Here is a 24827-nt window from a genome sequence, read left to right as displayed (position 1 = left end):
AAGCAGGACTGCAAACTAGAACTAAGAACTCAGTGCGTTATCTCGGCATAAGGTCGTGATAATGTCAGTGATAGCCAATATGATCGTCGACTTCACTTTCTGATTGTGTCGACCCAAGAACATTTGAAGCATTGGGCCCGACATGGTTTCCACCATCTCCGAGTCATATTCGATAGGCATTATGCGTTGAATCGCCTGCACCTTGTTGAGCTCAAATATCACGTCGACTTCTGTGAAGCTGGTGTCTTCACCTTGTATTTTCGCCCACTCTTTCAAGGTAACGAAAATCTCTAAATCATCGTAGAGCTCTTTACTGATCACACCAAGCCCTAATAGCAGCTTAGCGCGGATCATAATCTCGCCCAACGGACCGCCACTGTTGAGAAGTGGTTCAACAACAAATTTAATTGCCGTGTCGTCTTTCTTGAAAATGTTTTTTAATACCGCATCTACCGTGTCGTCCAATGCATCGTAAGCCGCCATTAGACAGGCGCTAGCGCTCTCAGCTTCAGATAGGGCTTCGAGTAATTCAGTTTCGTGGCTAGTTTGTATTGGCATAACGGCTCGACAATAAGAAAGTGCCACTGGTGTGGCACTTTGATGGTTTATCATTTCAATGCTAGATAAGCTTCTTCCGCTAGTTTAACAACTTCTGAGTCACTATTCAGCTCAGAATAATGCGCTAATGTCTCAGCAAACCCTTTTTCTGCGAACATTGCTTGAAGTTCAACCGCTTGTGGGTCGTCTTCATTCTTGTAATGGAACGCAGCTGCGATTGCTTTTACTAAGTGAACATTCGGTAGGCCGTACTCTAATGTGCCATTCAGAGGCTTAACTAGGCGGTCTTGTGGGCTCAGTTTACGAATTGGCTGACGACCAACACGGTCTACTTCATCACGTAGGAACGGGTTAGCAAAACGACCAAGAATCTTTTGGATGTAGGCAGCGTGAGCTTCTGGATCGAAGCCGTAACGCTTAATCAGAACCGCACCACTCTCTTCCATCGTTGCTGTTACTTCAGCTCGGATTACGTCATCTTCGATAGAGTCTTTAATTGTCTCGTGACCCGCAAGTACACCAAGGTATGCCGTTACCAAGTGACCCGTATTTAGCGTGAACAATTTACGTTCAACGAAAGCCATTAGGTTGTCAGTGCATTCCATACCTGGGATGTTTGGAATCTCACCCTTAAATTGTGTTTGATCTACGATCCACTCGCTGAACGTTTCAACGGTTACGGCTAGAGGGTCCGTTTCGCCCGCTTCTGCCGGTGGCACAATACGGTCGACCGCTGAATCAACAAAGCCAATGTGCTCTTCAGTGAAGGCTTTCATTTCATCAGAAAGGTGCTCTAACACTGCTGCTTTTAATTGGCTAGTACCGCGAACCATGTTCTCTGCCGCGATAATGTTCATTGGTGCCGTGTTGTTTGCTGCTGCACGCTTTTCAATGCCTTGAGCAATAGACTTAGAGATGATTTTTAGAACTGTAGGTCCTACCGCTGTCGTCACAAGATCAGACTCAGCGATGCAATCTACTACAGCGCTTGTCGCTGAGTTTACTGCTGTCACGTTCTTAACCACTTCTACAACACACTCTTCGCCAACAATCTTAACTGGGTATTCTTGGCGTTCAATTAACGCATTTACAACCGTTTCATTTACGTCAGCAAACGTAACCTTCATACCTGCATCAGAAAGAAGCTTACCAATGAAACCACGACCGATATTACCTGCACCAAAATGTAACGCTTTCATAATTTTGACCTTATAAATATTTGAATCTAGATAGCTAACGGCTCAACAACATGCCTTGACGACGTGCCCTAGGCATTAAGCAGTAAGCTATTCAGACTGAATCTTGTAAGAAAGATTAAGACCGAAATGAGGCCAGTAGGGGGATACTGGCCTCCTTCACTCAGGAGCTTGACTAGAGCTTTTTAGTTTCCGTTGAGAATACGTAGAACATCAGCAGGGTTTGTTGTGTTCTGTAAGCATTCCACAGCTTCTTCATCATCGAGTGAATTGGTAATAGCCATCAGCACCATGTTGTGCTCATCGCCTTGTGCGGCAATACCGATAACCATCTTCGCGATATCATCTTCATCTTCGCCCCACTGAATACCTTCAGGGTACTGACAGAAAACAATGCCGGTTTTTTGTACATATTGTTTCGCTTCGATTGTGCCGTGTGGCACAGCGATAGACTCACCTAGGTAAGTAGAGACAAGCTCTTCACGAGCAAACATGCCGTCTACGTATTCCGGTGATACGTTGCCAAGTTTTACTAATTGTTCGCCAGCAAACTTGATTGCGTCTTCTTTCTGAGTCGCTTTTAGGCCAAGGAAGATGCTGTCGTCAGTAAGTGCAAGCTTGTTGCCTTCTTGTGCTGCAGCTGCAGCAGGCGCCGGAGCTTCTACTTTCGCTTCACCACTTTGAGCATCGACAAGCTCAGCAACTAGTTGGTCGTATACGCCGCCGTCTAGGAAGTTGCTTAGAGACATATGCATCGCACCTGGCACAGTGCTACGAGCACGGTCTGTTAGGTCTTTATGCGTAATAACGATTTGCGAATCAGCCGGTAGGTTGTTGATTGCGTAGTTGGTCACTTCAATGTCTAGGCCAGCTGTTGCTACTTTTTTACGAAGTAGACCAGCACCCATTGCACTTGAACCCATACCCGCATCACACGCTACATAAACAGCTTTAACATCCGCTAGGTTTACATCAGCGCCTGATGCTGCACCTTTAGAAGACGCTTTCATGTCTTTCATCTGTGCAGACGCTTTTTCTAGTGAGTCTTCGTCATCACCTTGAGCTGAAGTCTTAAGTAGGATTGAAGCTACGATGAAAGACACAGCCGTTGCAGCGATTACAGAAAGTACAACACCGATGTAAGAGCCTTTAGGTGTCATCAACAAGATAGCGAAGATAGAACCTGGTGATGCTGGAGAGATAAGGCCAGAATCGAACACTACGTTAGTGAATACACCCGCCATGCCACCTGCAATTACAGCAAGGATTAGACGTGGGTTCATTAGAACGTAAGGGAAGTAAATTTCGTGGATACCACCTAGGAAATGGATGATAGATGCACCAGCAGCAGACTGCTTCGCGCTACCTTTACCAAACACCATGTAAGCAAGTAGAAGACCAAGACCCGGACCTGGGTTAGCTTCGATTAGGAAGAAGATTGAGCGACCAATCTCTTCAGATTGCTGGATACCTAGTGGAGAGAAGATACCGTGGTTGATTGCGTTATTTAGGAATAGAATTTTCGCAGGTTCAACAAAAATAGATGCTAGAGGTAATGCACCTGCTTCTACCATTGCGTTTACGCCAGCAGCAAGTCCGCCAGATAGAATCTTAACCGCAGGACCAATCACGATGAACGCGATGATCGCACAGATCATGCCGATGATACCCGCAGAGAAGTTATTCACTAGCATTTCGAAACCACTCTTCACTTTACCGTGAACAGCTTCATCGAATTTCTTAATTGCGATACCACCTAGTGGACCCACAATCATTGCACCCATGAACATTGGGATATCAGTACCAACGATAACACCCATTGTCGTGATGGCACCCACTACCGCACCGCGGTCACCACCAACCATTTTACCACCGGTGTAACCAATCAATAGTGGCAGTAGGTATGTAATCATAGGGCCAACCATTGATGCTAACGTTTCGTTAGGCCACCAACCGGTTGGGATGAATAGTGCAGTAATGAAACCCCACGCAATAAATGCGCCGATGTTTGGCATTACCATATTGGATAAGAAACGACCAAAGTTTTGAACCTTAATCTTTGCTTCTGGTGATAACATAGGTAGAACCCCGTAATGTATTGGTTGGTCAAATGACCGAAAGTGTGTACTCAAAAGTCGATTAAAATGTATCACAACATTTCCAAAATGCACCTTAGCCCAACTTTCGTGACAAACATCACACTCAAAAAACACTTTAGGGTTAACAAGAGCACTTTAGATCACAAAAACACCATGAATTTAAATTACAAAGCCAAATTGATGAGAATAAATATCATTAACACAAGATCTAGGTCACACTTTATTTTGTAATACTTAAAAATAAATAGTGATTCAAATCACACTTAATAAAATACAGCATCTAAGGTCTATATAAACCGTATAAAAGAACATCGTGTCACGTATATAAAATATGCACCCAGATGAGCAAAATCGCTAGTTGTGTAATTTAATTACAAAAAGAACCACATTTCCCACAAAATCAAAACCAGACATGACTTTCTACTAAAAACATAGACCAGTGAGCTGCAGTTGGCATTAGTAGATGTGATATGGTATTCACCAGTGCTATCACATCATGTATCTCTCCAAAACCCATCAGCGGATCACTCTGCTATTTGAGAAAAGACTATGTCAGACAAAATTTCCACATCCGCACTCGCTAAACAAAAAGGCATAGAAGCTAAAACTTTATTTAGCGATCTAAAAACAGCGGGTTATATCGTGCGCTCACAAGAGCGCTGGGTTCTTACAGAACGAGGGGAAAGCTTTGGTGGGGAATATGTCGAACATAAGAAGTTCGGTGTCTTTATTGTCTGGCCAGAGAAACTGCTTATCGATTTGGATTCATTCTCAGGAAACACATTGACCGCCACTCAGCTCGGCGGTGCCTTTCAACTCAGCGCAAAGAAAATCAACTTATTGCTCAATGAGCTTGGCTGGATAACAAAAGAAGACGACGGCTGGCATGTCACCTCTACAGGCTTAAAAGCCGGTGGTGAACAAAGGGAAGACAAAGCCACTCAAAACTTATTTGTGGTTTGGCACGACTCGTTGGTTCGAAACAAACGTTTGAAGCAGTCTGTTGTCGAATTCCTAGGGCATGATGCTGAAAGCCACTCTACTGATGTGTCATTTTCCAGTTTTCGTCAAAAATTTAAAGCGAAGCACCGAAGCCTAGATGGGCATTATGTTCGTTCAAAGGGAGAGCTGATCATCGATAACTGGCTTTATATGGCAGGAGTGGTTCATGCGTACGAGCGTCCGCTCCCGATATCAAAAGAAGTAATGAGCGATTTCTACCTGCCAAGCGGCAAGGTATACATTCAGTTCTGGGGAACAGATTCATGCCCTATAGAAGAAGACAAACGAAATGCGACCAAGAAAATTTACCAAGAGCACGGTTTTAGCTTGATTGAACTTAACCCTGAAGATATCCCAAACCTCGACAGCGTACTTCCCTCTTTATTACGCCAATATGGAATAAAAGCGTACTAACTGGCTGATTTTCGAAAACCAACACACATCCAGATCACACTAATTAAATCATTATGGACATTACCAACCATAGTGATTTGATGTGTTCGCTATTTTTCCCAAGCCATTCTTCTATTATCTTACACCCATCGACTTGAGCTACCGCAGATACTCGATTTATGGGGACATGTTCGATAGCCATTTAAGCACTAGGTCTTTTAGAAATTGACGGTTCTAGCAACGATTTTGATAGAGATACTGCCTAAATGCGTTATCCGTTTATTGTTGACGTTACCGAACATAAAACCCTACAACATTTATTATTGATAGATATTAGGATTCAACATGACTCATCCAATCATTACTGATCTAAACACTCGTTACACAGCTAAAAAATACGATGCCGACAAACGCATCTCTGCGGAAGACATGGAAGTAATCAAAGAAGCACTTCGTTTATCAGCTTCTTCTATCAACTCTCAGCCTTGGAAATTCATCATCATTGAGAGCGACGCAGCAAAACAACGTTTCCACAATACTTTCGAGAACATGTTCCAGTTTAACCAACCACATGCGAAAGAAGCGTCACACACGATCCTGTTTGCTCACGATCCTAAATACACTAAAGAGAAATTCGCGAAGCGTGCTGATACAGAAGTAAGTTCTGGTCACCTACCTGCTGAAATGTACGAGCAATTCTTAGGTGCTTACGCATTCGCAGAAATGAACACAGACGAAACGGGTTTCAACGGTAACTGGACTAAGTCTCAAGTGTACATCGCACTAGGTAACACAATGCACACACTGGCTCGTCTTGGTATTGCATCAACACCAATGGAAGGCGTAGATGCCGCTATGATCGGCGAAGAGTTTGCTGACGAACTGGAAGGTCACGTTGTTGATGTAGCACTGGCTATCGGCTTCCACAAAGACGGCGAAGACTACAACCACGGTAAACCAAAAGCGCGTCTAGCGCTTGATGAAGTGGTTACTACGCTTTAATAGCTCGTATTTATTAGTGGCTTCAAAGCACTAATAGGTCTAGTTAATTTTAATAAAGCTAATAACTTTAACAGTTAAATCACACTGCCTTATTTGGCCAGACTCCCGTCTGGCCTTTTTTGTATCTGTTATTTATCCAAGCAATTACCAACTATTAACCATCAACCATCAACCATCAACCACTTAGTCATAAAGACACACTAAGTCTATTTTGATTACATAAACCACAATGTCATAAAGACACATCATGGCGTTCAAAAACCAAACAAACACCATAAAAACAAATACTTAAAAACATGGCACAACTAGTGCAATGAGAGCCTTAGATATTTAAATAAGGTATTATCATTATGACTATTCACGTTAAATCAAATGTTCATTGGGTCGGCGTCCACGATTGGGAAACCGAGCACTTCCACGGTAAGGAATACCACATGAACAAAGGTACCAGCTATAACTCGTACCTGATCCGTGAAGAGAAGACAGTGCTTGTCGATACTGTCGATCATCGCTTTACTGAACAATTCCTTGCAAACCTAGAGATGGAAATCGATATCAACGAGATCGACTACATCATTTGTCAGCATGCAGAAGAAGATCACTCAGGCGCCCTCTCTGCGCTACTGGCTAAAATTCCGAACACGCCTGTTTACTGTACGGAAGCGGGAGTGAACTCCATCGTTGGTCACCACCACCAACCAGACTGGAACTTCAGAACCGTCAAAACCGGTGACACTCTTGACGTCGGTAACGGAAAACAACTGATCTTCGTAGAGATGAAAATGCTGCACTGGCCAGACTCAATGGCAACATACCTCACTGGTGATGAAATCCTGTTTAGTAACGATGCTTTCGGCCAACACTACTGCGACGAGAACCTATTCAATGACCAACTAGACCAAGTAGAGCTGCATGACCAATGTCTGCGTTACTTCTCGAACATCCTGACGCCTTTCGCGCCTTTGGTGAAAGCGAAGATAGAAGAAGTCCTGAGTTTAGGCGTGCCAATCGATGTGATTGCGACTTCTCATGGCTGTATTTGGCGTGACAACGCGACGCAAATTGTTGAGCAATATTACGAGTGGTCTAAAGCCTACAAAGAAGATCGTATCATCATTGTCTACGACACCATGTCCAATAACACTCGTATGATGGCTGACGCAATCGCAAAAGGTATCCGTAAAGGCAGCCCAGAAACAGCCATCAAGGTCTTCAATATCTCTAAGCACGATAAGAATGACATCCTTGCCAATATCTTCCGTTCAAAGGGCGTGCTTGTTGGATCATCGACCATGAACAATGTGATGATGCCGCAAATCGCCGCGCTACTTGAAGAAGTACACGGCCTGCGCTTTGCAGAAAAAAGAGCCGCAGCATTTGGTTCTTCAGGGTGGACTGGCGGTGCGGTAAAACGCATCGACGCTCGCTTACGTGAAGCCAACTTCGAAGTGAGCGCACCTCAGCATATTCACTGGAAACCAGATACAGACGCACTTCGCCAATGTATTGATTACGGAATGACACTTGCTGAAGTTTGGCGTGTAAATCCAGACGAAGTCAGCGCACCAAAGCAAGTATCACGCAATGTTACACCGCTTGAAGCCACACCAGCACCGGCAAACACCACTGCCGAGCTCAAAGACACGACAGAGCAGGAAACAGAAGTAGCTCAAGATAAGTCAGTACACACTGCAGACTGTACTTGCTGGCGCTGCACAGTGTGTGAATGGGTGTACGACCCTCAATTGGGTGAACCCTACCAAGGCGTTGAACCAGGAACACCTTGGGCACAAGTGCCGGATGACTTCCTTTGCCCAGAATGCCATTTAGGCAAAGAAGTATTTGTGGAGAAGTAACATGTCGAACATTGTGATTGTGGGTGGTGGTTTCGCCGCCCTACAAACCATAAAGATGGTACGTAAAATTGACCAAGATATCGCGATAACCATGATCACGGCAGATGCGGGAGTTGAGTATAGTAAGCCGAATCTTTCACACGTATTCAGCCAAGCTCAAACACCACAAGCCTTAGCCGTTAATAACGCTCAGCAATTAGCTGAGCAGTACAACGTAGTCGTCAAAACCAAGGCTTTAGTCAGCGAAATCGATACCAAGCAGCAGTGTGTTCGTGTTGATGGACAAACTATCCATTATTCGAAGTTGGTATTAGCAACGGGCGCGACGCCTTTTATACCACCAGCGGAAGGGCTTAAACACAGCGCGACCATTACGTTAAATAGTTTGGAAGAGTTCGAGAAACACAAAGCTCAGATCGATGACGCTCAACGCATCACCGTAATGGGTGGAGGCTTGATTGGGGTCGAGCTCGCATTCGACCTTCAAACTGCGGGCAAAGATGTCACGATTATCGAACCTGCAAGTTATCTGTTGAATAGCCTTGTGCCACCTTTCGTTTCGCTTGAATTGGAAAGGGAACTGACAAAAGCGGGGGTTACCGTTGAAACCGACTCTGCGATTTGTCGAGCGACTTACCTGTCTGATGGAGTTAGGCTACAAACCACCTCTTCTCGGCTAATACGAACAGATATCGTGATTGCCGCAGCAGGGCTAAGGCCAAACACGGCTTTAGCTACCCAAGCGGGATTAAAGGTAAACAGAGGCATTGTGGTCGATGACACCCTGAAAACCAGTGCTAACAATGTGTATGCGATTGGTGATTGCGCTGAAATTGAAGGTCGTGTGATGGCCTATTTGCAGCCCGCTATTTTGTCTGCAAACGTGTTGGCCAAGCAGCTGACTAAGGATAAAGGAGAGATCAAAGTGGGCGAAGCAAAGCTCAGCTTGCCTCATATGATCACCAAGGTGAAAACACCGAGTTACCCGATTCAGCTCGCAGGGCGCGATATTCACACTGCTCAGAGCTGGGAAACTCGATTCGATCCTAAAGGCATTGTCGCCAAAGGCTTCAATGAAGATAACCAGTTGGTTGGATTCATCGTCACTGGAGAACACACCAAAGCCGCGTTCCCTCTTCTTAAAGAGCTACAAGCAAGCTCACCCGCATAAGTTCTAGAGGCGCTAATACAAAAAAAGCCAGTCAACAGACTGGCTTTCTTGTGTTCATCTTAGTGCGATGAGCTCATCGCATTTAAGCACAGGCGAACATTAACCGATAAACGAGATGTAACCTTGAAGGATGATCAGGTTAACGATATCGATAAAGAAGGCACCAACGATTGGCACAACCATGAAGGCTTGTGGCGACGGGCCGAATCGGTTCACCAAAGAACCCATATTCATTACCGCTGTTGGTGTTGCACCTAGGCCGAAACCACAGTGACCACCCGCCATAACCGCTGCGTCGTAGTTAGAACCCATTACTTTGAACGTCACAAAGTAAGAGAATATACCCAACACCACTGCCTGAACCGCAAGGATAACCAAGAACGGAATCGCAAGGTCAAAGATGTTCCAAAGCTTAAGGCTCATTAGCGCCATCGCTAGGAACAGCGACAATGACACCGTACCAAGAATATCGACCGTTTCGCTGTCAGTCTTATGCAGTTTAGTCACTTCAAAAACGTTAGTGATGAACACACCGATAAACAACGCGTAAACGAAGTCAGGAATCATCAACCAAGAAATTTCAAAAGTCGCCACCCACTCTTCTAGGTATTTCGCCCCCGAGATACAGATAAGAAGAATGAACAATACTTCAATCACCTTCTTCGCTGTTACTTTGTCTTCTTCATACTCGTTGTAAGTAACAAGCTCAGGAAAACGTTCGTGGGTTTGTGTGCCAGTGCCGTACTCAGATTCAAGCTGGTTTTTATCAATCAGCTTTTGTGCTACTGGGCTACCGATAATACCACCGATAATCAAACCAAACGTCGCTGAAGCCATCGCGATTTCTAGAGTATTGGCAATGCCAAACGTGTCTGAAAAAGTTTGAGACCAAGCTGCGCCCGTGCCGTGCCCCCCCGAAAGCGTGATAGATCCAGCAATCAAACCCATCAAGGGTTCAAGGCCTAGTGCCGTCGCAAGTGTTACACCTACACCGTTTTGGATAATGATGTAAACCGAGGCAACCCCTAAAAATAGGAATACCTTAGCACCACCCTTTATCAGCTGCGTGTAGTTCGCCGCAAGGCCGACCGTTGCAAAGAACATCAACATAAACGTGTTCTGCAGGGGCAAGGAAAACTCAAGATCAAGGCCGTTAAAGTGCAGGGCTGTAATAGCAAAAGCGACAATCAAGCCGCCGACAATGGGCTCTGGAATATTGTACTTTTTGAGAACCGGAAGCTTTGCATTGACGAAATGACCTAGAAACAAAACACTAATCGCGATTAGGAAGGATTCTAGTGGTCCAATTGAAATTAATTGATTCATATAACCTCTATTTTTTTACGTTCTCATCTTCCTTAATGAGTCTAGTTTTATCTGTAATTATCTGTGCTGCTCTACCTATATTTATACAAACTGGAGAGAAATTGTAGATTCGAAAAGCGAACACATTACTGCGTTCACTTGGTGTCATGTTAGTGACACGTTAACTTTTATAGGAGATAAAAGGATTTGTGACAACAATCACCTCCAAAAAGTTGATAACGGCGTGAGTATCCTTGCCGCTGACTCTGCTTTTTTAATACCTAAAAAAGCAAAAAGGAGCTATTACTAGCTCCTCTTTCATCACCATCACTGGTAATTAGAATTTTTTCGGTGCGTAACCAGTCATAACCTCAATGCGAAGCTCTTTACCGATCTTCGTCATTGGGTGAACAATTACGAGCCCTTTTACAGACTTCTTAAGTTTACCCATATCCGCTTGCTCAGCTTTTGTAATCTCACGGCTAAATGGCATATCAACCAAAGACTTACGCTCTTGATTTACATCGAAGCTTTCTTTGTGTTTCAACTGAGCAATTTTCTTGGTTAGCTTCTTAATCTCGTCTTCAAATTGACGAACAACAGGACGATCATTACGAGTTTTAGCAGCCGCTAACTTGTTGCGACACTTGTCTAGACGGTTGTTAATTTGTTGAAGTTCGTTTTTAACACTCATAATAATTTCCTAAGATTTAACAAGCCAATTCGGATTGGGGCGCGGAGTATAGCACAAGGGTTCACTTGAACCGAAATTTATCTATCAATTACCAACAGAAACGAATCACATCAACGCTGGTCATTCAGCTCGCCAATTCTTTGTACCCAAACCTCAAAGCGGGTCACTCATTAATCAGCCAGTGTCGACTTCAAAAATTGCTGTCCTCGATTCTTCAAAATTCAGTCTAAACTTGTAATCTAACCACAGTAAATAACTTAATTAACTCAAATCACTTAAACGGCTTAAACGGCTTAAACGGCTTAAACAGCTTAAACAGCGTAAGGTACATAACTTGGATCGCGTAACTTGAGTTACATGACTTAGGGGGATCACCTTAACACCGAGCCTGAATCGCAGCATAATCACAAGGATAGCCGATGACATTATTGAAACGAACACTGACCTACAGCCTAGTCCTTAGCTCAGCGTTTGCCGCAACTTATGCATCTAGTGAACAAACAACCCAAAATAACCTGATCGTTGAGTTCTCTTCACCACAAAATACTGAAGAAGAGCAGCTCAAACGTGAAATTCAAAACAGTGGCGTCAATGACACTGTGATTGACCTGTCAAACCAACTCTTCATGTTTGAAAAGCCATTAACCATTCAATACGGCGGGGAAGAAGGTCCACTCTACGATCCACAAACGCATCAAATGCTTATCCCCTATAGCTTCTACTCTGAGTCGCTTAATTACTTTGAAAAGAATCAATACGAAAAAGAGTATGGAAAGACCGCGCAAACTGGTGCTATCGATACCTTGCTTCATACTCTACTGCACGAAGCTGGGCACGCTTATATCGAAGACCAGAATATTGCCATACTGGGCAAAGAGGAAGATGCCGTTGATAACCTCGCGACAGTGCTTTTACTTAACTATGTAGAACATGGAGGTGATGCCGCAATCAGCGCAGCTGACATGTTCGCTTTCGAGTCAGAAGACCGCCCTGAGTATTACGACTTGGGTGAATACATTGATGAGCACAGCTTTGATCTACAGCGTTACTTCTCCACGTTATGCTTGGTGTATGGCAGCGATCCTGATGCCTACAAGAACTTGCTCGATGAAGTGGAGAACGACTATTTGAAAGATAGGAAAGAGTTCTGTGTGGAGCACTTTGATGTCATCAATGCCAACTGGCACCGTTACCTAAAAGAGAACGACGAGAGCTAATGGTTTAACCTTCTCTATTGGTCTTCTTCAATAACAAGCGGCTTAGTGTTTTTCTAAAGCCGCTCTCAGTAATATTTAAATCCAATGTTTGAAGTGGAATATATCTTAGTCCTGAGACCTTAGAACTTAGTCCTGAGACCTTAGAACTTAGTCCTGAGACCTTAGACCTTAGACCTTCACTTTATACTTCAGGTCTTGGGCTTCATCACCGGTCATTCCTCGAAACCCCCAACAGTGTGCAGGTTGTTCCTTGATGGTTATTTCGATATCAATAGGAGAGATAGCTAACTGCTTCTCTATCTCAGAAAATATCTTCTTAATTAAGCGCTTCTTGGTGTTGACCGCTCGACCTTCCATCATATTGATCTCTATAACGGTATAGGCTTCTGTTCTTCCTTCTGGATAAAAGAAATCATCCCGCTCCAATGGTACAAATCGATGCGCTCGCTTGTCATCGGGTAAACCCATTTCACTGTTTAAGCACTGTTGCAACACATTAGAGAGCTGCAACTTAATTGGATTCAAGCACTCTTTGATACCATATATAACAATCATGACCATTCCTTTGATGCGATGTCAGGTAAAGAAGAAGGTTAGATAGAAGCATCGTCTGGCGACTACCCATCCGCTTGCTATTCGTACATATATTACCTAATGACGCGTATGAAAGAAGGTAAAAACAATGAATTTATGAGCATGTGCAACAAAAAATCATCTGCTTTGGCTCATGTCTGTAGCTCATCACCCAATAACAACAACCACAATCAATTGATCGAACACCACCGACTCCGCGTATATCTTCTCAAATTACATTTGAACTAAGGAGTGCTATGTGCCGAATTCATCGAGCCAGACCACACGGACAGACGCCGAACCAGAGGCACTCGTAGAGTCTTCTCTCGAGCTCGCCATATTTCCCCTTCCGATATTCCTTCTGCCCGGAGGTCGTCAGAGGCTACGCATCTTTGAACCAAAATATCTTGCTATGGTTGTACATGCGGCCCAAGGAGATGGGTTCATTATTGCCACCCAAGACAGCACCAACTCTGAACATCTCAGTTCTTGGGGAACCAAAGTGTCCATCGTTGATTTCAACATGTCTGACGACCAAATTTTGGAAATCGATGTCGAAGGTCAACAACTGGTTCAGCTTCAGGGATCATTTCGAGACGACGATGACCTGATAAAAAGCCAATTCAGGTTATTACCTCATTGGCCAGATCTAGAATGCAAAGTACCGAACGTATTTACTGCATTCTTGATACAGCTGTTTCGAGACCACGATTCAATCAGAACGCTCTACCCCACTCCAGACTTCGAAAGTCCACGATGGATCTGTGCGCGATTACTCGAAATGATGCCTATCCCATTGGAAAAGAAAACAGAATTTACCGAACCCGCTAGCTTTCCTTCTTTAGTTCCTTTTTTGAATCAAATCATTACGGGGCAATAAGCACTTTTCTTCACTATAATTTTGTATAGTGGAAATTAATTTAAATTAAAGTGATCCCGACCTTCTCCTTTCACGTAGTGCCACTCAAATTCGCATGATGGTTAAGTACTATGCAAGTCGAAAGCAGAAGTTCAGGGAACGGCAAGGAGCATGTCATTACCCCCGACAACAAACTACCTAATGAAAATAAGGTACCTACAGAGCTCTCAAGCTGGTTGATTTTGGTTGGTTCAGACCGAGACAAACAAGCCTTCACCTGTTTGTTCAAGTTCTTCGCACCTAAGATCAAGCGTTTTGGAATCAGCAAATTGGGCAGCGAGGCTGCTGCAAACGAGCTAGTTCAAGACACAATGACTAACGTTTGGAAGAAAGCGCATCTCTACAACGAAGAGAAAGGCGCTGGGACTACTTGGGTCTACACCGTGATGCGAAACGCTGCTTTCGACATGCTAAGAAAGGTAAAAGCTAAAGCAGAGCAAACCATCGCTGACGACATTTGGCCAATAGATGCAATGGTCGCGGAATCTCAAAGTGATGAATTACCGTTTGGTGATCATTTGATGAGCCGCCATGTAATGACTCAAATAGAGAAGTTGCCTTTGGCTCAGAAAACGATTGTTAAAGGCGTTTACTTTCAGGAGTTGTCACAAGAGCAACTCGCTCAACAACTTGGCGTCCCACTTGGAACCGTGAAATCACGTCTAAGACTCGCTTTAGCCAAACTTAAGGTTCACATGGGGGAACAAGATCATGATTAAACACCACCCAAATGCCGCAATTTTGAAAGATTTTGTCGATGGCACACTTGCAGACTCAGTTTCTTTGATTGTCTCTAGCCATGTAGAACTGTGTGAACACTGCCAACAACAAGTAAGCATGCTGACGGCGCAAGCTGCTGACTCAGTCTTTGAAAGTGATACATCAGGGCTTCAACTTTCTGACAGCGAAATGGATGCGCTCCTATCCGATGACGAAGAATTTGATTTTGACGCTATCGACCAGATCACTGCTGATTCATCTCAAGCTATCGAAGTGACACCCGAAGTTCAGCAAGTTACGGTTGCAGACACCACGTTCACTATTCCTCGCGCGTTGAACTCAGTGGCGAGAAAAGACTGGATGAACTTAGGCAAAATTTCGCGAGCGCGACTCGATTTTGATGACGAAGCTCATCACACCAGCTTGCTGCACATCGACAAAGATGGACAAGTGCCTTGCCACACCCACAAAGGCTTTGAGATTACGCTTCTTTTAGAAGGCAGTTTCGAAGACGAAATGGGCGTCTACAACAAAGGCGACTTCATCTGGTTAGATGGTGACCACACCCACCAACCAGCCACCAAAGAAGGTTGTGTGTGTTTAACTGTTTCAAGTGATGCGCTTTACTTCACAAAAGGTGTGAGCCAGTTATTCAACCCACTGGGTAAATACATTTATTAGATTGAAAAGATTTACCGGGTACCTCACAAGATTCATAGAGTTGGCTAGTAAGCAAAGTAAAAACCGAACTAAAGTAATGTTTAATAAGCAACAAAACACACAATATAAGAATAACAACGAGCAATGAGCGTAAGGAATTGACCAATGGATAAAAAAATAAAAATAGGCATTAGTGCATGTGTCGCCGGTCATAAAGTTCGGTTCGATACTGGTCATAAACGTTCGCGCTTCTGCACCGACGATCTGGCAGATTACGTAGAGTTGGAACCTGTTTGCCCAGAGATGGGCATTGGGCTTCCAACGCCTCGACCAACCATCCGTCAGACAAGAATGTTAGACGACATCATCCATGTTTCTCGCCCAGATGGTTCTGGCGATGTCACCGATGAACTGATCGAGTTCGGTCAAAATTATTCAATGAACAACCAACACATCGCTGGCTTTATTGTGTGTCAGAAAAGCCCAACCTGTGGCATGGAGCGAGTAAAAATTTACCACCACCATGGGCGTGGCTCTGAATCGACAGGCGTTGGCTTGTTCACCAAACAAGTGATGGAAGGCAACCCATTACTTCCTGTTGAAGAAAATGGTCGCCTCAATGACCCTATTTTACGCGAAAACTTCATGACACGTGTCTTCACTTATCAAAAGTGGCTCAACCTTGTTGACGAAGGCGTAACTAAACACAAGCTGATTCAATTCCACAGCGCTCACAAGTACCTGGTAATGTGTCACCACATTGAAGGCTATAAGAAACTTGGGAAATTATTAGCAAGCAACGAGCTTGAAATCGATGAGTTGGCAAAACAATATATTGAAGGCTTGATGACGGCATTATCTCACCACGCGAACCGTGGTAGCCACGCCAATACTCTGCATCATTTGCAAGGTTACTTTAAGAAACAATTGAGTAGCGCGCACAAGCAAGAGCTTACCAATCAGATTTCATCATTCAGAGAAGGGCTAGTTCCTCTGTTAGTTCCACTAACACTGATTAACCACTACTTGATGGAATACCCAAACGAGTACCTTGAATCACAAGTTTACCTAAACCCGCACCCACAAGAACTTAAGCTGAGATACGGATATTGAGCGACATTCTATGGATAAAACGAGACCTGAGGATTCACGATAACCCAGCGCTCGTCGCGGCAGTTGAAAACGGTGTGACGACCGCCGTTTTCATTTCAACGCCACAGCAATGGCAGCAACACCACCTTGCGCCAATCAAAGCCGATTTAATCTATCGTCACCTGCAGCAACTTGAATCCCAACTCGCTGAATTTGGGATCGATCTTTTGCACCTCAAAGCCCGCGATTTTGACGACCAAGCAGTACAACTCACTCATCTTTACAAACAGCTTGATGCGACGTGTATTTACGCCAATTCTGAGCCTGAAGTAGACGAGCAGTTACGTGACAAACGCTTAATCGCTAGTGGTATAAAGCTGAAAATAACCGACTGCGATACGATTCTGCCATTAGGTAGCGTGCTGAATAAACAAGGTGAGATGTTCAAGGTGTTCACACCTTTCAAAAACGCATGGTTAAAAGAAGTTCAGGTGAAAGGTATCATTTGCAGCCCAGCACCTGTCGCGCCCGCTAAGCTTCAACAAACACCGCTTCAACAAACTCAGCGTCCACAATCACAACTTTCTGACGACTCAAAAGCCTTAAGAATCTCCGCTGACTACGATTTTGACTTTCCGCGTGTTGATTCAAGCCGTTGGCCACTAAGCCAAGACGTGCTTGAGAGCGTGATTCCCAATTTCTTAAGCAATAAAGTTAATGACTATTCTCGCCTTAGAGACATTCCCTCGATAAAAGGCACGTCTGGACTATCCCCCTATTTGGCGATTGGCGCTGTAAGCCCACGTTGGTTAGCGATTCAGTTGATTCAGCAACAACCCGATTTGTTGTTTGACACACAACTGCCAGCCTTTTCTTGGCTTAATGAATTGATTTGGCGAGATTTTTATAAGCATTTGATGTTCCATCATCCTAAACTGGTTAAAGGTGCGAACTTTCAGCAGAAATACAACGGCTTAGATTGGTATCACGACAACCCTAGCTTCAAGGCGTGGTGCGAAGGAAAAACAGGCTACCCATTAGTTGATGCAGCGATGCGTCAATTGGTTGAGACAGGCTGGATGCACAATAGGCTAAGAATGGTGGTGGCAAGCTTCCTAACCAAGCACCTGCTGATCGATTGGCGTTGGGGTGAGCGTTTCTTTATGTCGCACCTTATCGATGGTGATTTCAGCGCGAATAATGGTGGCTGGCAGTGGGCCTCAAGTACTGGCTGTGATTCTCAACCCTACTTTCGAATTTTCAATCCAATCACTCAGAGTGAAAAGTTTGATCCAAAAGGAATTTTTATTCGTAAGTACATACCAGAGCTGCAAAACATCCCAGATAAACATGTTCATTTCCCACATGACTTTATCGCTAAAAACGGAATAGACAGCGAATACTGGCAACCCATCGTTGAGCACAAAGAAGCACGATTGAGAGCCTTAGCCTTCTTCAAATAATTAGAGTGAATATTATGGATAACTCTCTATGGCTTGATAACTTTCTCAACATGTATCGAGAACTCGGAACCGACAATTTCGACATGCTTAAGACGGTTTATCACCCTGATATTGAATTCCAAGACCCGCTGCATCATGTCAGCGGCATTTCGGCGCTTACGCACTACTTCGAGAACCTCTACACCCAGGTAACGAGCTGTTACTTCCATATCGAACACACTTTCGAAGTGAACGACGAAGCTTCGGTGTATTGGACAATGCAGTTTGCTCACAAGCAATTAAATGGGCAAAAGCCAATCGAAGTACAAGGACACAGCCACCTCAAGATGCTCGACGGCCAAGTGGTTTATCACAGAGACTATCTTGATGTCGGCTCTATGTTGTACGAACACATTCCAGTTCTGGGCTGCGCCATCAAATCCATCAAAAAGAGAGCGAGCCAATAATGCGTATTATGATCACAGGCGCGACCTCAGGTATCGGCCAATCACTCGCTATCGATTACGCTCAACAAGGGCATCAGGTGATTGCTTGTGGCCGTAACCCAGACAAACTGCAAGCCTTGGTTGATTCTCATGAGACAGACATCGCGCATTCATCCATTACGCCGCTCTGTTTCGATCTGACCGATTACCACAACTTCCCAGAGCTCGACCAAGACAAGCCGCTCGATCTGCTGATTTTAAATGCGGGTGATTGTGAATACATCAACGACCCAGTGAATTTTGATGCTGAGCTTTTCGAGCGCGTCATCAACATCAATCTAATTTCAATTGGCTACGCCCTTAAAGCCTGGCTAAAAAACATCAAGCCCGGCGGCCGTTTGGTTTTAGTAAGCTCCAGCGCCAGCTTTTTACCTTTGCCAAGAGCCGAGGCTTATGGCGCTTCAAAGGCAGCCCTCACCTACTTAGGCAGAACACTGTCGGTTGATCTGGCAACGCACAACATTCATGTCTCAATTGTGCACCCAGGCTTTGTTGAAACGCCATTAACCGAGCGAAATACCTTCTCTATGCCTATGATTATTAGTAGTGAGGCCGCAACTCAGCGAATCGTAAATGGTATTGCTCAAGGAAAGAGTGAAATCGATTTCCCAAGACGATTCATCATGTTGATGAAGCTACTAAGAATGCTTCCAACTCCAGTTTGGCAAAAACTCGCTTCAAGGATGGTATAACAATGAAGAAAATCGCCATTATTGGGTCAGGTATCTCTGGACTCACTTGCGCACACATATTAGATAAGCACCACGACGTGACCGTATTCGAAAAGAACGATTACGTTGGGGGGCACACCGCGACCGTTGATATTGAACATCAAGGCTCGGCGTTTTCGATAGATACAGGTTTCATCGTATTCAACGATCGAACCTACCCGAATTTCAATCAGCTTCTAGAACAACTCGGTGTCGAAAGGCAACCGACTGAGATGAGCTTCAGCGTCCACAACACCACCACTAAGTTTGAGTACAACGGCCACAGCATCAACTCTCTGTTTGCTCAACGAAGTAATATTTTCAAACCTCAATTTTGGTCTTTAGTCTCTGACATTCTCAAGTTCAATAAACTGTGTAAGGCTCAGTTTGAAAGTAATGAGTTCACACCAGACGTAACCCTTGGCAATTTCCTACGTGAAAACCAGTTTTCCGACTTTTTCAGTCAGCACTATATCCTACCGATGGGCGCGGCGATTTGGTCGACAAGCTTGGAAGAGATGGAAGAATTTGAGCTCAAGTTCTTCATCCAGTTTTTCTACAACCACGGATTGCTCGATATCGCGAACCGTCCTCAGTGGTATGTGATTCCAAAAGGATCGCGTTCTTATGTTGAAATCATCCTTTCACGCTTAAACAAACCCGTTGCACTGAATACATCGATTAAACAAGTGACTCGCCAAGAAACGGGCATCACGATTGAATTTGAAGATGGCAGCACACAAGGTTTCGACGAAGTAATCTTTGCTTGTCACTCAGACCAAGCCTTACGTCTGCTTGGTGATGCAACAGAACAAGAGCAACAGGTACTGGGCGAGATCCCATATAGCCGCAATGAAGTGGTTCTGCACACCGATACCCGATTGTTACCAGACAGAAAGCTTGCATGGGCAAGTTGGAACTACATGTTGGATGGCGACAGTCAGCGGCCTGCCTGTGTGACATACAACATGAACATTCTACAAGGCATCGAAAGCCAGGACACCTTCTGTGTCACCTTGAATCAGAGCGAAGCCATCGACCCAGAAAAAATCATTCGCAGCTTTGTCTATCATCACCCGGTACTTAACTCGAACACAGTAGAGGCTCAGCACAAGCGCGAACAGATCTGTGGCAAAAACCAGACGCACTTCGCCGGCGCATACTGGTACAACGGCTTCCATGAAGACGGTGTCCACAGTGCACTCGATGTGACCAAACGCTTCGGTTTAGATTTGAGTACGAGTTCAGCGCTATGAACAGTCAAACCCTGACATCCGAAATGGAGATCGCATCCGAAAAGAGTGAAGAGCTCAGCGGTATCTATTGGGGCAACGTCAGACACCGCCGCTTTGGCGACATCACTCATGAGTTTAGCTATCAGCTGTATATGATGGGGTTAGATCTTGATGAGCTGCCCCAAACCACAGCGCGTAGTGCGCTGTTCGGAACTCGATGGTACAACCCGATTCGCTTTGTCGAATCGGATTATCTCGCTGAAAAAAAAGAAAATGCCACCACGGATGAACCAAAATCACTTAAACAACGTATAGCTTCCAAAGTGCAACAACTTGGTGGGGTTTGGTCTGATTCAAACCGTGTGACGATGCTGGCTCAGTGCCGCTGTTTAGGCATCTACTTCAGCCCAATCAACTGTTTCTTCTGTTACGACGAAACAGGGGATTGTAAGTACATGTTGGCTGAAGTGAGTAACACGCCTTGGCGAGAAAGACACTACTACCTGATCGACATGCACCAAGAATTAAAGGTTAAGAAAGAGTTTCACGTTTCGCCGTTCATGGATTTGAATATGACTTATTTTTGGAAGATTAAGCCACCAGCGAAACGCACGTTAGTTCATATCGAAAGCCGCCGAGACGACAAGCTTTTCGATGCGACACTGGCCTTGACGAAACAGTCAGTAACCAAGACAAACATTAGACGAACGGTATTCAAGATTCCGGCGATGACGATAAAAGTCGTGATGGGCATTTATTATCAGGCTCTCAAATTATTCCTGAAGAAAGTACCGTTTGTGGGGCACCCAGACTCAACATCTTAAGTGTCTTCACAGCAACTAAATGATAGAACTCGACCTTAGCTTGGGTTCGCTCCAACCAAGGGCATAACCCAGCTTAGTTGGCACAAAATATTAGAATGAGTTATCAGCGAGGTTTACATGGAACAGCTTGCCAAACAAAACAACAACATTGAACAACAAGCTAAAGCCGTTGCTGTTTCAAGCAACTGTAAATATCGAGCTTTAATCTTTAAGGTTCTAGAAAGCCTGCAATTCGCGACGCTTGAGATCATTGAGCGCGACCAGCATTCGGTGTTCGGCGATCGAGAAGCCGACTTGAAAGGTCGAATCGTGATTCACGATGCAACCTTTTTTAGAGATGTCGTGATTGACGGCAGTATTGGCGCATCTGAGGCCTACATTGATGGAAAATGGACAAGCCCAGATCTCACCAAAGTGATTCAAATCATGGCTCGAAATCAATCTCAACTCGACGAGCTTGACGATAAAACGCAATGGATTTCTCGCATCAAAAACCTATTGTTGCGTCGTAAGAATGCCAATACCGAGCAAGGCTCTAAACGTAATATTCTTGCGCACTACGACATTGGCAATGAGTTGTATGAACGCTTCTTAGACAGCTCGATGCAATACTCTTCCGCTATCTACAGCGAAGAAGCAGAAACCCTATCCAAAGCTCAGCAAAACAAAATGAAAACCATCTGTGAGCGATTAGAGTTGTCAGAGAAAGACAGCGTGGTCGAGATAGGCACAGGCTGGGGTGGCTTAGCGATATTCATGGCGCAACACTACGGATGCCATGTCACCACTACCACAATCTCAGATGCCCAACACGCGCTTGCAGAACAGAGAGTCAAAGCGCTTGGCTTAACCGACAAAATCACCTTGCTTAAAGAGGATTATCGCAACCTCACTGGTGAGTATGACAAGTTGGTCTCTATCGAGATGATTGAGGCGGTCGGACATGAATATCTACAGACCTTCTTTGAGAAATGTTCTTCACTGTTGAAACCATCAGGCAAAATGCTGATTCAAGCAATCACCATCGCCGACAGTCGTTACGACAAATATCGCAAAGGCGTCGACTTTATTCAGAAGTACATATTCCCTGGCGGCTGTCTCCCTTCGGTTTCAGTGATGACCCAACACCTTGCGACCAGTACAGACCTTGTTGTCCAAGAAATCGATGACATTGGCCTGCACTACGCGCGAACGCTTAACGATTGGAATGTTGCCTTTGAAAACAGTTGGGAAGAGTTAGAGTCTCTCGGCTATTCAGAAGAGTTTAAGCGCTTGTGGATCTTTTATTTCTGCTACTGTGAAGGTGCATTCAAAGAGCGCGTGATCAGTACTCATCACTTAGTTGCTAGAAAACCTCGTTACTTTGGAGCAAAAGATGAAACGGTTTTGGATTATTAATCTCGTTCTGTTTCAAGCGACCTGGGTTTGCAGCGCGTTCTTTACCGCGCAAGCCCCGTTCGTGGCGCCACTGATTGTGGCCGTTCACTTCCTTCTCTCCCCTACTCGCAGTAGCGATCTGAAAATACTCATTTTATTACCATTGGGGCTGTTGCTTGATAGCCTCTTACTTCACTTCGGCGTGTTTGCCGTCGACTCTGAAATTGCTAATCAATCGTGGTTCCCAGTGTGGCTCGTTTGCCTGTGGATCATGTTTTTAATCAGTTTTAACCACAGCCTAAATTGGCTTTTAAAATGCTCGAAAGTGATCTTGTTTGTCATAGGGTTCGTAGCAGGTACTAGTAGTTATTGGGGAGGCATCAAAGCAGGCGCCCTTCTGACTACTTGGCCAGACGCATCGGTGTTAGCTGCCCTTGCAATAAGTTGGGGGATTTTGTTGCCCTTACTGGTGGCCGCTTACTCCAACTTAATACAACCCAAAATGGCAACAACGAGGTGACTTATGGCTTTTCCACGCAACTCTACGCAAGCGTTCAAATCTGAGAGCGATGTTAGTCGCGTTCGCACTCAAGCAAGCGTGCAATCAAGAAATCGATTATTTAGCTTAGCCACCCTAATCCTCATTTGCGCAGCACTCCTATTTGTCGGGAATGCCAAAGCTTCTGCTGTCGATGATTTAAATAAGCGCGGTCAGGGAGAAATGAGTTACTTGTTTTGGACTTTGTATTCTGCAGAGTTCTACACCACTCCTTCTAACTCTGAGCGCGCCTTGAAACTTGAGTACTACCGAGCAATTGACAGCAAAGACCTTGTAGACGCAACCAAAGACCAGTGGAGCAAACTTGGTTACTCCAACAACAATATCCAACGTTGGTTGAAGCCTTTGTACGCAATGTGGCCCAACGTTGAGGAAGGCAGCACGCTGACTATCCGAGTTGCTGAAGACAACGTAAGTCGCTTCTATTTCGATGAGCAACCCATCGGCACCATCCAAGACAAGCAATTTGGTGAAGCCTTTCTCGCGATTTGGTTATCTGAAAACACATCTGAGCCCGGTCTACGCAAACAACTATTAGGTTTGAACAAATGAATCCAAAAACAACAATAATAAAATTTGCTTTGGCACTGTTTTCACTCACTTGGCTAGCGGGTTGTGGCTCTGCAAGTTTAGAAAACCACGTAGATACTACGCCAGAGCTCAAGCTTGAAACCTTTTTCAATGGCGAGCTAATGGCTTACGGGATGGTACTCGACCGCTCTGGTAACCTATTACGCCGTTTTGACGCTAAGCTTGTCGCGACTTGGGACGGTGACAAAGGAGAAATCAAAGAGTGGTTCTCTTTTGCTGATGGCGAGCGCTCAACACGTGTTTGGAACCTAATAAAAACCGGCGAAAACACCTATTCGGGCACAGCTAATGATGTAGTCGGTACCGCTTATGGCGAGACTCTAGGTTCTGCTCTGTATTGGAAATATGACTTAGAAATCGAAGTAGACGGCAGCACCTATGAAGTGGTGCTAGACGACTGGATGTTCTTGATGGACGACAAACGCTTGTTCAACAAAACTGAGATGTCTAAATTTGGTTTTAAAGTAGGCGAAGTGATCTTATATATCGAGAAGATTTAATCTAACCGCTCTTTCCTGTTCCCACTTTCATCAACGGTAACCGTTACCCCAAAAGACACTTTCAGCCCACCATATAATCTCAGCCCGCAAACAATTTCAGCCCGCAATGCAATCTCAACCCACAACAGAAAATTGTGGGTTGTTCTGTTTAATCCCTCGAATAGCATACCTGCATGCTCAAGCCTTTGTGCTAAGATGCGCCACCAGCATACAAATGGGCTAAACTCAGTTGAGCGGATGTGATACACAGTTCCACCAATTCAGAGCACTTCCCCGTTGTTTCGCTAAGCGTAGATTCCCTACCATGAATAATTGAAAAGGCTTTAAAGCATGAGCAAGTTGACCTCAGCGGAGCGTAAAGCTCGCGACAATGAACGTTTCTCACAACGTGTAAACGACCGCAGAGAAAAAGGCGAAGACGTAGTTGCTTACGCACTGACCAACAAGAAAGCTGTAAAATTTCTGACTAAGTCGGAAAAGAAACGCTTCAATGAAGCAAAAGTCATTCGCCAAGAAGAACAGCGAGTGAAAGATCAAGAAGAACTCAACAGAATCGAAGACTCATTCACGACCAAACAGTTCGACGAAGAGTAATCTGATTTCAAAAGCGCTGGCTCTATGCCGGC

The 24827-nt window shown here is 44.7% G+C and carries 25 protein-coding genes; 19 read left to right on the top strand and 6 right to left on the bottom strand.

Translation table 11 applies throughout. From position 1 onward, the window contains the following. Positions 1 to 21: 21 nt before the first annotated feature. The 3 genes from H5300_RS16040 to H5300_RS16030 form a co-directional block, all read right to left on the bottom strand. The gene (locus tag H5300_RS16040) at positions 22 to 558 is read right to left on the bottom strand and encodes an MltR family transcriptional regulator (protein WP_220503512.1); all 537 of its coding nucleotides are present in this window, start codon (positions 556 to 558) and stop codon (positions 22 to 24) included. Positions 559 to 608: 50 nt separating this feature from the next. After that, complete coding sequence (locus H5300_RS16035) at positions 609 to 1757, bottom strand: mannitol-1-phosphate 5-dehydrogenase (RefSeq protein ID WP_017077054.1); 1149 nt, start codon at positions 1755 to 1757, stop codon at positions 609 to 611. A 182-nt stretch (positions 1758 to 1939) separates the two neighbouring features. After that, positions 1940 to 3832 (bottom strand): PTS mannitol transporter subunit IICBA, encoded by a 1893-nt coding sequence (locus tag H5300_RS16030; protein ID WP_102454051.1) that lies wholly within the window; start codon positions 3830 to 3832, stop codon positions 1940 to 1942. A gap of 570 nt (positions 3833 to 4402) precedes the next feature. Here H5300_RS16030 and H5300_RS16025 point away from each other — a divergent pair. The 4 genes from H5300_RS16025 (at position 4403) to norW (ending at position 9277) form a co-directional block, all read left to right on the top strand. Beyond that, positions 4403 to 5269: a glycerol kinase gene (locus tag H5300_RS16025; RefSeq protein WP_182796396.1), complete on the top strand. Its 867-nt coding sequence runs from the start codon at positions 4403 to 4405 to the stop codon at positions 5267 to 5269. A 324-nt stretch (positions 5270 to 5593) separates the two neighbouring features. Then, positions 5594 to 6250: an NAD(P)H-dependent oxidoreductase gene (locus H5300_RS16020; protein WP_017077057.1), complete on the top strand. Its 657-nt coding sequence runs from the start codon at positions 5594 to 5596 to the stop codon at positions 6248 to 6250. Between the two features lie 350 nt (positions 6251 to 6600). Continuing rightward, positions 6601 to 8106 (top strand): anaerobic nitric oxide reductase flavorubredoxin, encoded by a 1506-nt coding sequence (gene norV, locus H5300_RS16015; RefSeq protein WP_182796395.1) that lies wholly within the window; start codon positions 6601 to 6603, stop codon positions 8104 to 8106. A gap of 1 nt (position 8107) precedes the next feature. Then, positions 8108 to 9277 carry an NADH:flavorubredoxin reductase NorW gene (gene norW / locus H5300_RS16010; protein ID WP_182796394.1) on the top strand — a complete coding sequence of 390 codons (1170 nt, stop codon included), beginning with the start codon at positions 8108 to 8110 and terminating at the stop codon, positions 9275 to 9277. Between the two features lie 99 nt (positions 9278 to 9376). Here the strand turns inward: norW and gltS are convergent, their stop codons facing one another. Both gltS and H5300_RS16000 read right to left on the bottom strand, forming a co-directional pair. After that, the gene (gene gltS / locus H5300_RS16005) at positions 9377 to 10603 is read right to left on the bottom strand and encodes a sodium/glutamate symporter (protein WP_004732723.1); all 1227 of its coding nucleotides are present in this window, start codon (positions 10601 to 10603) and stop codon (positions 9377 to 9379) included. 316 nt (positions 10604 to 10919) lie between these two features. After that, positions 10920 to 11276 (bottom strand): YibL family ribosome-associated protein, encoded by a 357-nt coding sequence (locus H5300_RS16000; protein WP_004732722.1) that lies wholly within the window; start codon positions 11274 to 11276, stop codon positions 10920 to 10922. Positions 11277 to 11695: 419 nt separating this feature from the next. On the opposite strand from H5300_RS16000, the gene H5300_RS15995 reads away from it, so the two are divergent. Further along, complete coding sequence (locus H5300_RS15995) at positions 11696 to 12493, top strand: DUF4344 domain-containing metallopeptidase (protein ID WP_017090017.1); 798 nt, start codon at positions 11696 to 11698, stop codon at positions 12491 to 12493. A gap of 168 nt (positions 12494 to 12661) precedes the next feature. On the opposite strand, the gene H5300_RS15990 is transcribed toward H5300_RS15995, so the two are convergent. Further along, complete coding sequence (locus H5300_RS15990) at positions 12662 to 13048, bottom strand: tautomerase family protein (RefSeq protein ID WP_004732720.1); 387 nt, start codon at positions 13046 to 13048, stop codon at positions 12662 to 12664. 277 nt (positions 13049 to 13325) lie between these two features. Here H5300_RS15990 and H5300_RS15985 point away from each other — a divergent pair, with 277 nt between their 5' ends. The 14 genes from H5300_RS15985 to H5300_RS15920 all read left to right on the top strand — a co-directional run bounded on the left by H5300_RS15985 (position 13326) and on the right by H5300_RS15920 (position 24795). Further along, positions 13326 to 13946: an LON peptidase substrate-binding domain-containing protein gene (locus H5300_RS15985; protein WP_182796393.1), complete on the top strand. Its 621-nt coding sequence runs from the start codon at positions 13326 to 13328 to the stop codon at positions 13944 to 13946. A 110-nt stretch (positions 13947 to 14056) separates the two neighbouring features. After that, a complete protein-coding gene (locus H5300_RS15980) occupies positions 14057 to 14704 on the top strand; it encodes a sigma-70 family RNA polymerase sigma factor (RefSeq protein WP_182796392.1) in 648 nt (215 codons plus the stop codon). Then, the gene (locus H5300_RS15975) at positions 14697 to 15386 is read left to right on the top strand and encodes a ChrR family anti-sigma-E factor (protein ID WP_054541972.1); all 690 of its coding nucleotides are present in this window, start codon (positions 14697 to 14699) and stop codon (positions 15384 to 15386) included. The genes H5300_RS15980 and H5300_RS15975 overlap by 8 nt, the downstream gene beginning before the upstream one ends. Positions 15387 to 15530: 144 nt before the next feature. Then, positions 15531 to 16478 (top strand): DUF523 and DUF1722 domain-containing protein, encoded by a 948-nt coding sequence (locus H5300_RS15970; RefSeq protein ID WP_004732716.1) that lies wholly within the window; start codon positions 15531 to 15533, stop codon positions 16476 to 16478. Continuing rightward, positions 16475 to 17920, top strand: coding sequence for a deoxyribodipyrimidine photo-lyase (gene phrB, locus H5300_RS15965; RefSeq protein ID WP_182796391.1), 1446 nt, complete (start codon positions 16475 to 16477; stop codon positions 17918 to 17920). The genes H5300_RS15970 and phrB overlap by 4 nt, the downstream gene beginning before the upstream one ends. Positions 17921 to 17934: 14 nt before the next feature. Then, entirely contained in the window at positions 17935 to 18366 is a 432-nt protein-coding gene (locus tag H5300_RS15960; protein WP_182796390.1) for a nuclear transport factor 2 family protein, read from the top strand. Then, on the top strand, positions 18366 to 19097 hold the full coding sequence (locus tag H5300_RS15955; RefSeq protein ID WP_076645063.1) for an SDR family NAD(P)-dependent oxidoreductase: 732 nt from the start codon (positions 18366 to 18368) through the stop codon (positions 19095 to 19097). Before H5300_RS15960 ends, H5300_RS15955 begins: the two co-directional genes overlap by 1 nt. Before the next feature lie 2 nt (positions 19098 to 19099). After that, positions 19100 to 20371: an NAD(P)/FAD-dependent oxidoreductase gene (locus H5300_RS15950; RefSeq protein ID WP_182796389.1), complete on the top strand. Its 1272-nt coding sequence runs from the start codon at positions 19100 to 19102 to the stop codon at positions 20369 to 20371. Further along, complete coding sequence (locus H5300_RS15945; RefSeq protein WP_102540417.1) at positions 20368 to 21174, top strand: DUF1365 domain-containing protein; 807 nt, start codon at positions 20368 to 20370, stop codon at positions 21172 to 21174. Before H5300_RS15950 ends, H5300_RS15945 begins: the two co-directional genes overlap by 4 nt. A 117-nt stretch (positions 21175 to 21291) precedes the next feature. Then, positions 21292 to 22572, top strand: coding sequence for a cyclopropane-fatty-acyl-phospholipid synthase family protein (locus H5300_RS15940; protein ID WP_017082960.1), 1281 nt, complete (start codon positions 21292 to 21294; stop codon positions 22570 to 22572). Beyond that, positions 22550 to 23071, top strand: coding sequence for a DUF2878 domain-containing protein (locus tag H5300_RS15935; RefSeq protein ID WP_017098843.1), 522 nt, complete (start codon positions 22550 to 22552; stop codon positions 23069 to 23071). The genes H5300_RS15940 and H5300_RS15935 overlap by 23 nt, the downstream gene beginning before the upstream one ends. 3 nt (positions 23072 to 23074) lie before the next feature. Next, positions 23075 to 23662 (top strand): chalcone isomerase family protein, encoded by a 588-nt coding sequence (locus H5300_RS15930; protein ID WP_182796388.1) that lies wholly within the window; start codon positions 23075 to 23077, stop codon positions 23660 to 23662. After that, positions 23659 to 24201, top strand: a complete 543-nt coding sequence (locus H5300_RS15925) for a DUF3833 domain-containing protein (RefSeq protein ID WP_017082957.1) — start codon at positions 23659 to 23661, stop codon at positions 24199 to 24201. The genes H5300_RS15930 and H5300_RS15925 overlap by 4 nt, the downstream gene beginning before the upstream one ends. Before the next feature lie 330 nt (positions 24202 to 24531). Then, positions 24532 to 24795 (top strand): hypothetical protein, encoded by a 264-nt coding sequence (locus H5300_RS15920; protein WP_004732701.1) that lies wholly within the window; start codon positions 24532 to 24534, stop codon positions 24793 to 24795. The last annotated feature ends 32 nt before the right edge of the window (positions 24796 to 24827 follow it).

This window comes from Vibrio sp. SG41-7 (genome assembly GCF_014164465.1).
In the GTDB taxonomy this organism is placed as follows: Bacteria; Pseudomonadota; Gammaproteobacteria; order Enterobacterales; family Vibrionaceae; genus Vibrio; species Vibrio splendidus.
The sequence above is the reverse complement of the archived record's forward strand: the minus strand, read 5'-3'. Positions and strand labels throughout refer to the sequence as shown.

What these genes read in the sequence shown, in the direction of transcription:
- H5300_RS15980 (WP_182796392.1), top strand. Translation starts at nt 14,057, where the DNA reads ATGCAAGTCGAAAGCAGAAGTTCAGGGAACGGCAAGGAGCATGTCATT.
- H5300_RS16040 (WP_220503512.1), bottom strand. Translation starts at nt 558, where the DNA reads ATGCCAATACAAACTAGCCACGAAACTGAATTACTCGAAGCCCTATCT.
- H5300_RS15970 (WP_004732716.1), top strand. Translation starts at nt 15,531, where the DNA reads ATGGATAAAAAAATAAAAATAGGCATTAGTGCATGTGTCGCCGGTCAT.
- H5300_RS15950 (WP_182796389.1), top strand. Translation starts at nt 19,100, where the DNA reads ATGAAGAAAATCGCCATTATTGGGTCAGGTATCTCTGGACTCACTTGC.
- H5300_RS16020 (WP_017077057.1), top strand. Translation starts at nt 5,594, where the DNA reads ATGACTCATCCAATCATTACTGATCTAAACACTCGTTACACAGCTAAA.
- H5300_RS15975 (WP_054541972.1), top strand. Translation starts at nt 14,697, where the DNA reads ATGATTAAACACCACCCAAATGCCGCAATTTTGAAAGATTTTGTCGAT.
- H5300_RS15995 (WP_017090017.1), top strand. Translation starts at nt 11,696, where the DNA reads ATGACATTATTGAAACGAACACTGACCTACAGCCTAGTCCTTAGCTCA.
- H5300_RS16000 (WP_004732722.1), bottom strand. Translation starts at nt 11,276, where the DNA reads ATGAGTGTTAAAAACGAACTTCAACAAATTAACAACCGTCTAGACAAG.
- gltS (WP_004732723.1), bottom strand. Translation starts at nt 10,603, where the DNA reads ATGAATCAATTAATTTCAATTGGACCACTAGAATCCTTCCTAATCGCG.
- norW (WP_182796394.1), top strand. Translation starts at nt 8,108, where the DNA reads ATGTCGAACATTGTGATTGTGGGTGGTGGTTTCGCCGCCCTACAAACC.
- H5300_RS15955 (WP_076645063.1), top strand. Translation starts at nt 18,366, where the DNA reads ATGCGTATTATGATCACAGGCGCGACCTCAGGTATCGGCCAATCACTC.
- H5300_RS16030 (WP_102454051.1), bottom strand. Translation starts at nt 3,832, where the DNA reads ATGTTATCACCAGAAGCAAAGATTAAGGTTCAAAACTTTGGTCGTTTC.
- H5300_RS15945 (WP_102540417.1), top strand. Translation starts at nt 20,368, where the DNA reads ATGAACAGTCAAACCCTGACATCCGAAATGGAGATCGCATCCGAAAAG.
- H5300_RS16025 (WP_182796396.1), top strand. Translation starts at nt 4,403, where the DNA reads ATGTCAGACAAAATTTCCACATCCGCACTCGCTAAACAAAAAGGCATA.
- H5300_RS15925 (WP_017082957.1), top strand. Translation starts at nt 23,659, where the DNA reads ATGAATCCAAAAACAACAATAATAAAATTTGCTTTGGCACTGTTTTCA.
- H5300_RS15960 (WP_182796390.1), top strand. Translation starts at nt 17,935, where the DNA reads ATGGATAACTCTCTATGGCTTGATAACTTTCTCAACATGTATCGAGAA.
- H5300_RS15940 (WP_017082960.1), top strand. Translation starts at nt 21,292, where the DNA reads ATGGAACAGCTTGCCAAACAAAACAACAACATTGAACAACAAGCTAAA.
- H5300_RS15990 (WP_004732720.1), bottom strand. Translation starts at nt 13,048, where the DNA reads ATGATTGTTATATATGGTATCAAAGAGTGCTTGAATCCAATTAAGTTG.
- H5300_RS15930 (WP_182796388.1), top strand. Translation starts at nt 23,075, where the DNA reads ATGGCTTTTCCACGCAACTCTACGCAAGCGTTCAAATCTGAGAGCGAT.
- H5300_RS16035 (WP_017077054.1), bottom strand. Translation starts at nt 1,757, where the DNA reads ATGAAAGCGTTACATTTTGGTGCAGGTAATATCGGTCGTGGTTTCATT.
- norV (WP_182796395.1), top strand. Translation starts at nt 6,601, where the DNA reads ATGACTATTCACGTTAAATCAAATGTTCATTGGGTCGGCGTCCACGAT.
- H5300_RS15935 (WP_017098843.1), top strand. Translation starts at nt 22,550, where the DNA reads ATGAAACGGTTTTGGATTATTAATCTCGTTCTGTTTCAAGCGACCTGG.
- H5300_RS15920 (WP_004732701.1), top strand. Translation starts at nt 24,532, where the DNA reads ATGAGCAAGTTGACCTCAGCGGAGCGTAAAGCTCGCGACAATGAACGT.